The organism is Desulfobacula sp. (assembly GCF_021107415.1).
In genome coordinates this window covers 1-8,774 of the sequence record NZ_JAIOSW010000381.1, presented here as the reverse complement: position 1 = coordinate 8,774, position 8,774 = coordinate 1, and the positions used below count along the sequence as shown (strand labels likewise).

General features: G+C 43.9%; 7 protein-coding genes. 3 read left to right on the top strand and 4 right to left on the bottom strand.

Features of this window, described 5'->3' with window-relative positions; all coding sequences use genetic code 11:
* The 3 genes from K8S13_RS19160 to K8S13_RS19150 form a co-directional block, all read right to left on the bottom strand.
* Positions 1–268: hydrogenase iron-sulfur subunit (locus tag K8S13_RS19160; protein WP_291465056.1), on the bottom strand; the 268-nt coding region annotated here is incomplete at its 3' end.
* Positions 268–3,318 (bottom strand): FAD-dependent oxidoreductase, encoded by a 3,051-nt coding sequence (locus K8S13_RS19155; protein ID WP_291465054.1) that lies wholly within the window; start codon positions 3,316–3,318, stop codon positions 268–270. The genes K8S13_RS19155 and K8S13_RS19160, both read right to left, overlap by 1 nt.
* A gap of 79 nt (positions 3,319–3,397) precedes the next feature.
* Complete coding sequence (locus K8S13_RS19150) at positions 3,398–4,270, bottom strand: methylenetetrahydrofolate reductase (RefSeq protein WP_291465052.1); 873 nt, start codon at positions 4,268–4,270, stop codon at positions 3,398–3,400.
* Positions 4,271–4,829: 559 nt separating this feature from the next.
* Between K8S13_RS19150 and K8S13_RS19145 the strand changes: the two genes are divergently transcribed.
* Genes K8S13_RS19145 through K8S13_RS19135 form a run of 3 tightly spaced genes read left to right on the top strand, consistent with a single transcriptional unit; the run spans position 4,830 to position 8,410 of the window.
* Entirely contained in the window at positions 4,830–5,615 is a 786-nt protein-coding gene (locus tag K8S13_RS19145) for an IclR family transcriptional regulator (RefSeq protein ID WP_291465050.1), read from the top strand.
* Positions 5,616–5,633: 18 nt separating this feature from the next.
* A complete protein-coding gene (locus K8S13_RS19140; protein ID WP_291465047.1) occupies positions 5,634–8,069 on the top strand; it encodes a molybdopterin-dependent oxidoreductase in 2,436 nt (811 codons plus the stop codon).
* Positions 8,070–8,074: 5 nt separating this feature from the next.
* Entirely contained in the window at positions 8,075–8,410 is a 336-nt protein-coding gene (locus K8S13_RS19135) for a 4Fe-4S binding protein (RefSeq protein WP_291465045.1), read from the top strand.
* Between the two features lie 153 nt (positions 8,411–8,563).
* Here K8S13_RS19135 and K8S13_RS19130 read toward each other — a convergent pair.
* The coding region (locus tag K8S13_RS19130) for a hypothetical protein (protein ID WP_291465058.1) at positions 8,564–8,774 on the bottom strand (211 nt) is incomplete at its 5' end.

Genomic DNA, 8,774 nt, shown 5'->3' with positions numbered 1-8,774 from the left:
TTTGTACATGCTCTACCCTGTATCTGGCCCGGGTATTTCCATTTTTAAAATGGCAGTCCCCTTCAAGGCACCCGGCTACATAAACGCCATCCGCCCCTTTCTCCAGGGCTTTCATGATATGAATGGCATCTACTTTTCCCGTGCAGGGCACACGGATGATTTTTACATTTGGCGGATAGGATATTCTCTTGCTGCCCGCCATATCAGCAGCAGTATATGCGCAGTAATGACAACAAAATGCGACAATTTCCGGTTCAAAATTTTCCATTAGTTCAACCCTCCGAATAAGCCGTCTAATTTGGCCATAATCTGATCATCTTCATAGGCAAGCAATTGAATGGCCTTTGCAGGGCAATCAGCTGCACAGATACCGCATCCCTGACATTTGGCCGGATCAATCTGTGAATACCCATCCTCATTAATAAACGGAATACTGAAAGGACAGGCACGAACACAGACCAGGCAGGCCGCACACTTGGAACTATCCACCTTGGCAACAGCCGCACCCAGGTTAATTTCTTTTTTAGCCAGCAGGGTTTGTGCCCGCCCTGCTGCTGCATAGGCCTGGGTAATGCTCTCCTGGATTGTTTTAGGTGAATGCGTTGTTCCGGCTATAAAAAACCCTCTGACTGACATGTCAACGGGTCGAAGTTTCACATGGTCTTCAAGAAAATAGTGGTCAGAAGTTCTGGGAAGATGAAACATCATGGCCAGATCTTCCGTGGTTTCATCATCTGCAATCATCCCGGTACTCAAGACAAGACAATCCGTTTCAAACTGAATCTTCCTGTCAAGGATAACATCATCCACAAAAACAGACACCCGGTCATTTTCAACCCAGACCTCGGGTTTTTTGTCTATGGAAAACTTAATAAAGTTTACATCCAGGTTCCGGGCTTGTCTGTAATAATCTTCCTGAAAACCATAGGTACGAATATCTCTGTATAAAATAAAAATCTGTATGTCAGGATCAATGGCTTTAATACGCAGGGCATTCTTTATGGCCGCCTGACAGCAGATTCTTGAACAATTTGGATTGTCCGGTTCTCTTGAGCCGACACACTGAATCATGACCACCTGGTTCATGGCTTTTATCTTTTCAGGATCATCTTCAATCAGCGCATCAAGGTCAAGCTGGGTTAAAATATCGTCATGGGTTCCCAGGCCATACGCATCCGGACGATTCGGCAAAGCCCCTGTAGCAAGGATGGTCACCCCGTGATCCAGCTGCATATAGTTCATTCTTGGACCCGTCTGGATGCCGGTTTTAAACCGTCCCGGTATCCCGGAATGATCAACGATGATCGATCTTGTCAACACCTGGATATTTTCATGGGCTGACACATCATCAATCAATTGATTTATGAACGGTCCCACTTCATCACCCTGTATTGTTTTTCGAATGGACTTTGCCAATCCACCCAGGACAGGGCCTCTTTCCACAAGGTAAACTTTGATTCCCTGGTCAGCCAGTTGGCGTGCCGCCGTCATTCCCGTGACCCCGCCACCCACAACCAAAGCATTCTGATTCATAGGCAAGGTCTGATCCATGAGCGGACGACTTTTGCGAACACCGCTGATACCGATTCCAAGAAGTTTAAACGCCTTGTCTAAGGCTTCTTCGGGCTGACCCATATGGGCCCATGTGTTCTGATCTCTTAAGTTAACGATTTCCACCAGGTATTTATTTAATCCTGCCCGGCGCAGCAGATCCTGAAATTTGGTCTCATGGGTTCTGGGTGAACAACCGCCAATCACTACCCGATTTAAATTGTTGGTTTTAATGGATGCTTCAATCAGTGCCATGGAATCACTACTGCAGCCATATCCAACCGCCTGGGACACAACAACACCAGATCCGGCTCCGGCAAACTCCACCATCTTGTCAACGTCCACCACACCACCTATCTCCACCCCGCAGTCACAGATAAAAACACCAATCCGCAGCTCTTCTTCTGAAACATCCCGTTCCGGTATAAAGGAGTTTTCACTCTCAGGCACGTCCATTATTGCAGGAAGATTGGATGCAGCCATGCTTGCAGCAGCGCTTGCCTGAACCATTGTTTCAGGGATATCTTTCGGACTTTCAACCACACCGCAGACATATACACCTGATTTTGAGGTCTTCACCGGATTAAAATGATCTGTTTTTGCAAAATTATGCAGGTTTAATTCAATCCCCAGTCGATGGGCCAGATCAATGGTCGTTTCAGGAATCCTGAACCCGGTTGACAGTACAACCATGTCAAACTCTTCGGTTTTCTGAAGGGCCTCTTCTTCAAGAGCATAGGTAATGGAAAGATCTTTGGTTTTGCCGTCCTCAACAATGGAATGGGGACGACAGCGGATCATCCTGACGCCGTAATCATTTTTTGCACGGTTAAGGTAGAGTTCATAATCCTTGCCATAGGTTCGCATATCCATATAGAAGATAGTGGTTTCAATACTTTCGGCAAAACGTTCCTTTGTGACTATGGCTTCTTTGAGTGCATACATGCAGCAAACCCCGGAGCAATATGGCACATCCGCTTTATTAATTCCCCTTGATCCGACACACTGAATCCATGCCACCTTTTGGGGACGTTTTTTATCCGATACTCTTACAAGATCACCCTGAAAAGGACCGGAAGCCGACATAATCCGTTCATATTCCAAACCCGTCACAACATTTTCAAATTGTCCGCTGCCAAAATTGTCCAGTACTGAAGGATCAAACAATTCAGCACCAACGCTTAACACAATAGATGCCGCTTCAATCGTAACTTTCTTTTGCGTGTCATCCGGAATAATTGCATCTGCCTTACAAACCTTTTGTAAGGCCTCAACATCCTCCACTTTCTCCATATCAATAGAAAAAGCATAAGGTGTTGCCTGGGGATACCGCATGCAGGTCGGTGCCCGGGGATCAAGTCCAGGGGTAAATCGAACTGCTTTGGGAAAATGTTTGTGACATTCTCCACATGCCGTGCATTTGTCAATATCAATATACCGAGGCTCAGTAACAAGTGTGGCTTTAAAATTGCCTGCCTCACCCGTTAATTCCTCAAGTTGGGTCATGGGTTGTAAATCCAGATGGATTTGTCTTGTATTTTCGGATAAATGGGGAGATACCGTACATAAATCACAATTATTGGTTGGAAAAGTTCTATCCAGCTGGGTCATCAACCCGCCAATGGAATATGATTTATCAATCAGTATGACATTTCTGCGGGATTCAGCTAAATCCAACGCCGCTCTGATTCCTCCGACACCACCACCGATAACAAGCACGCTCCTGTCGTTTGACTTATTATGTTGATTATCTTTAAGCTTTTGCATTTGTAACCTGTTTTTATTTATGGGTATCCATCACCTGTAATATTTGTTCACACAGATAATAAAAATGAATTGATTTATGTTAAAGCCCTGCACAGTCCAGGATTGCCGGTAAACGGTCTTCCCAACCCGAAGCAGAAATCTTTACCCCGGCAACCTCGCTTTTGAGTTCTTTAATCATTTCTCCAGCAATACGGATACATTCCGTTTCCCGGTCTTTTGCTTTCCTGATCCGGCTGATCAAAGACTCAGACAGTTTTGAGCCAGGATCATTAATGGAAATATAACGGGCCATACCCACATTTTTCAACATGAAAACCGTGGCAATCACCGGGACATTCAATGATTTGAATTTATTTAAGATTTGAGCGTAGCAGGCGATATCAAAAACAGGTGGAACCATTATATATTGTGCACCTGCATCTACTTTTGCTTTAGCGGTTTTAAGTTCTTCTTCAAGATGATCGTCATCCCGGATGGGTTGAACCTGGCATCCTGTGAAAAATTCAGGTTTTCCTTTTAATTCAAAACCGGCAAGATCTGTTCCTTTCAAAAGAGAATGAACCATAACCAGCAAATCCAGCTCATTGAGATCATCAACCAGTTTCGCATTCTGATGGTCACCATGGGCGATATTCTCTCCCTGAACAATCAAAAGATTATGAATACCAAGAACATGGGCAGCCAGCATATCTCCCTGTATGGCCATCCGGTTTCGATCACGCCCGTAAATATGGATCATCGGCGTAAGTCCCTGCTGCCGGATGATTGCACCACCGGCCAAAGCACTCATGTGCATGACGCCATTATCCATATCAGGAATCACAACAGCATCTATTCGGGACTTAAGATGTCTCACATTTGTCACGAGATCTGATATGTCAACGCCCTTTGGGGTGTTCATTTCGGCAAGTACGACAAACTCCCCTTTGGAAAGTTTAGTTTGAAGAGTCATTAGTGTTAATCCTTTTTATTTTCTATAAGCCTTGGGGCTTTCCACCCAGCCGCAGCTTAAATTATCGTTAAAAACCATGTTGTTAAACAGCAAAAACCATACCAGGGGCAGAGAGAACACGATTCATCTTTAAAAACAATTGGTTAATACAAACAGCATTCTTTTACCATCCTTTATGACGAACAAAATTCTTCGAAATTCTTCGAAAAAAGGATTAGAAATTTATCAAAATTTTGAAAATCTTCTAACCTTTTAATCAAAAAAAAGCAGGCACACTTTCAAACGAAACACAATCATAACAACAATTAATTTATTAATTTTATTCATAATAATTCCTTTCAATAACAGATTTTAAATAAAACATACGGCATCATATTTACTCCCATTGTTAAAGTCAATAAATGAAATCCCTCTAAGCAGCAAAAGTGCTTCTGTCTGACTTATGGTAAACTTTTCGGTTTCTTTTTTGAAAAAACTTGACATGTGACTTTCTGTTTGCTCTAATATACAGAACCTTGTTCTGTATATAGAACTATTTAAAATATAAGGACTCTATATTATGACCACAGAAAAGAAAAAATCCATTTACCACCCGGCTTCTCCGGCGGTGGAACAGGCTGCACAACTGCTTCTCTGCCTTGGAAAAAGTAAAGACGATGATATGGGATTAACAACTATCTGCAAAGAAATCGGAATCCATAAAAGTAAGGGATTCTCCATATTAAATTCATTGATGCGGTATGATCTAATTACAAAAGACAGCAAAACAAAAACCTATTCCCTGGGCCCGGCTCTCATGCCGCTGGCACGAAAAGCAAGAGAAAAACTTGATATCAACGCCATTGCAAAAGACCATCTCCAAAAACTTGCAGATAAAACCAAGACAAGTGTGCTGCTGGGAATTATCTGCAATGATCAATTTTATATTGCAGGGAAATATGATGGAAACGACAAGCTTTCTGTTACGGTCAGACAATATCAATCCCTGCACATTACCCATGGATCCCACGGGAAAGCTATTTTCGCATTCCTCAATGAAAAAGAACAAAAAAAAATCATTAATTCAGATCAACTCTTCTTTCACGGGGATATTGAATCTTTGGACAAAAAAAGGCTTCAACAGGAACTAAAGTTCTGCCGTGAAAACGGATATGCTGTTGACAATGGCGAAGTAACACCGGGAATTAAGGCTGTCAGTGCACCTGTTTTTGATCACAACAATGAAGTAACAGCAGGTATAGTGCTTGTGGGAACGTTTACTGAGGATAAATTTAAAACATTTGGGAAAATGATTGCAGCTACCGCCCGGACCATTTCCAAACAGGCGGGTGCGCAATTATCATGATTTTTAAAGGAGAATATTATGAAAGATGATGGGGTAAAAATAATTAAAACCACGACCTGGTCGCCGGGGCCGGGATGTCATGGCGGCTGCGGCATACTGGTTCATGTAAAGGACAATAAAGTCATCAAGGTGGAAGGTGACCCGGATCATCCCTGGAACCAGGGAAGGTTGTGTTCACGGTGCCTTTCCATGACACAGTACATGTACCATAAGGACAGACTTAGAAAGCCGTTAAAACGCGTTGGAGAACGCGGGCAAGGCAAATTTGAAAAAATTTCCTGGGATGAAGCCTTTGACCTGATAGAGCAGAAGATGAAAAAGATAAGGGATGACCATGGACCGGAATCTTTCATCTTCCACCAGGGAACCGGCCGGGATATTGGCGGATGGATATCCATGCTGGCCTATGCTTATGGAAGCCCCAACTGGATGTTCGGCCTTTCCGGCATTTCCTGTTATACACCGCGCCTGATGATGATGTCCATTACCCAGGGGGATTTTGCCGTTGTGGATGCATCCCAGTGGCATGAAAAAAGATATGATGACCCTGAATATGAAATTCCTGAAACTGCCACCATCTGGGGCCAGAATCTACCTGCCACCTGCCCGGACGGCTTTTTCGGCCACTGGTATGTGGATTTGATGAAAAGGGGTACTCAGTTTCTGGTCATTGATCCCAGGTGCACCTGGATTGCATCCCGGGCAAAACTCTGGCTCCAGTTAAGGCCGGGGACAGATGCCGCTCTTGCCCTTGGATTTATCCATGTCATGATCAAAGAAGATCTTATCAACATGAAATTTATTGAAAAATGGACCAACTCCCCGTTTCTTGTGAGAACCAATCAGGATTCCCCTGCTCTGTTAAGAGAAAGTGATCTTAAAGAAAACGGATCAGATATTAATTTCATTTCCCACGACCCTGCTTCAGACAGCTGGGTGGTATGGGATACTGAAAAACAGACCTATCAAAAGAATGATATAACGCCTTCAATGGAGGGAGAATTTGATATTACACTTGCCAATGGTGAAAAGGCAAGGGCAAAGACGGTCTGGTCCTTGTATAAAGAAAATGCTGAGCAGTATACGCCTGAAAAAGTATCAAAAATCACCTGGGTACCCGCAGATAAAATCAGAAAGGCTGCCCGGATGTATGCAAAAAGCAAACCCTCTGCGCTTCACTGGGGACTTCCCATTGATACGATTCCATCAACGGTTCCGACATCCCAGGCCATCAACCATCTCTGGTGCCTGACCGGCAATCTTGATAACCCCGGCGGCAATGCCATTGCCCGGTATGCCTATGATGTCGTAACCTATCCCTATCACACGGGCGGCAGCATTTTAAGTCTTCCCCCTGATGTGGTCGAAAAACGCATTGGAATGCATGATTATGGTGCGATTAAGGATTTCAGGGCATGGGCACAGCCGGATAAAGTTCTGGAACAAATTTTTTCAGACGACCCCTATGAAATTAAAGGTATGTGGATACAGACAGCCAATCCCATTGCCTGCACGGGCATGGAGCCCCAAAAATGGCATAAGGCCATTAAAAAACTTGATTTTACCGTTTGTGTGGATCTTTTCATGACACCCACCGCCATGCTCTGTGATGTGATTCTGCCGGCGGCTACCTTCCTTGAAAAAGACTCGTTAAAGGCCTGGTGGGTGCCGTTGCAGGCCATCAAAAAAGTGGTGGAGGTGGAAGACTGCAAATCTGATATTGAGATCAACCTTGAGCTTTGCAAACGATTCATGAAAGACTTTCCCTATGACAATGTCCCTCAGCTGTTTGACACTCTTCTAAAATCCGCCGGCATGACCTATAAAGATCTTTGTGACAAGACCTGGATGATCCCTCCAAAGGGCCACCCCAGCAAACCCTATTTCAGGTATGAAAAAGGCCTGCTCAGGGAAGACAAAAAACCGGGATTCAGGACACCGTCGGGAAAAATTGAGCTTTATTCCTCCTGGCTTGAAAAATGGGAACTTGAGCCCCTGCCCTATCATGAAGAACCGCCTTACAGCCCGGTCAGTACACCGGATCTGTTCAAGGAGTATCCGCTCATCCTCAGCACGGGACGAAGAATGGGGCCGTTTTTTCACTCGGAACACCGGCAGATCCCGTGGCTTCGCGAACAGCAGACAGATCCGGTCCTGGAAATCCATCCGGATACAGCCAAAAAATACGGCATAGCCCATGGAGAAAAAGTTTGTGTGGAAAACTGGCTGGGGAAGATCACGGTAAAAGCGCTTGTCACTCCGATTATTCATCCGGATATTGTCATGGCTGAGCACGGATGGTGGTTCCCTGAAAAACAAGGCAAAGAACCGGAACTGTTCGGTGTCTGGGATGTCAATGTCAACCAGCTTATTCCCATGGGCCATGAAGGGAAAGCAGGATTGGGCGCTCCCATAAAAAGCATGCTGTGCAAAGTATATAAGGTGAAAGGATAAAAGAGATGTCAGAATATGGAATGCTCATTGATTATGAATATTGTACCGGCTGTAAGACCTGCGAAGTGGCCTGTAAACAGGAATACACCCGCCCTGCCGGAAAAGTGGGAGGTGTTGAAGTATTGGAATTCATCCATACCCTTCCCAACGACAAATTGCTTATTACCAATATCCCCACCTTTACCAGGGCCTGTGTCTTTTGTGCCGGTCGTGTAAAACAGGGACTTGCACCTGCCTGCGTAAAACACTGCATGGCAAATTGCCTGACATTTGGCAAAATCAAAGATTTACAAAAAATAATCCCGAAAAAAAGAAAAGCCATTCTCTGGACCAAAGGATAACAATTTATCAATTTATCATTGCAATAATGCAACCATTTGGTTTAACATAGTGATAAATTATGATTAAAAACTAATGGCTTAAAAAAAATGGTAAATAAAAAAATACATGGTCCACTTACTGAGGATACCACAAAGGTCATTCTTGAAAGTATATCAGATGGTGTTTTTACAATAGATCACAATTGGAAAATCACATCTTTTAACCGAGCATGAGTTCCTCTTAATTATTTCGTCAGATCCCGGGTTTAAGGATAAAGTACCACCTTTCCATATTCCAACTATATTTGCTCCTGTAGATTCGCCTATTTTTGATTTCTTTATACTTTTCTTAAGTAACGAACTGCGGTGATAAATAGGAAACTCA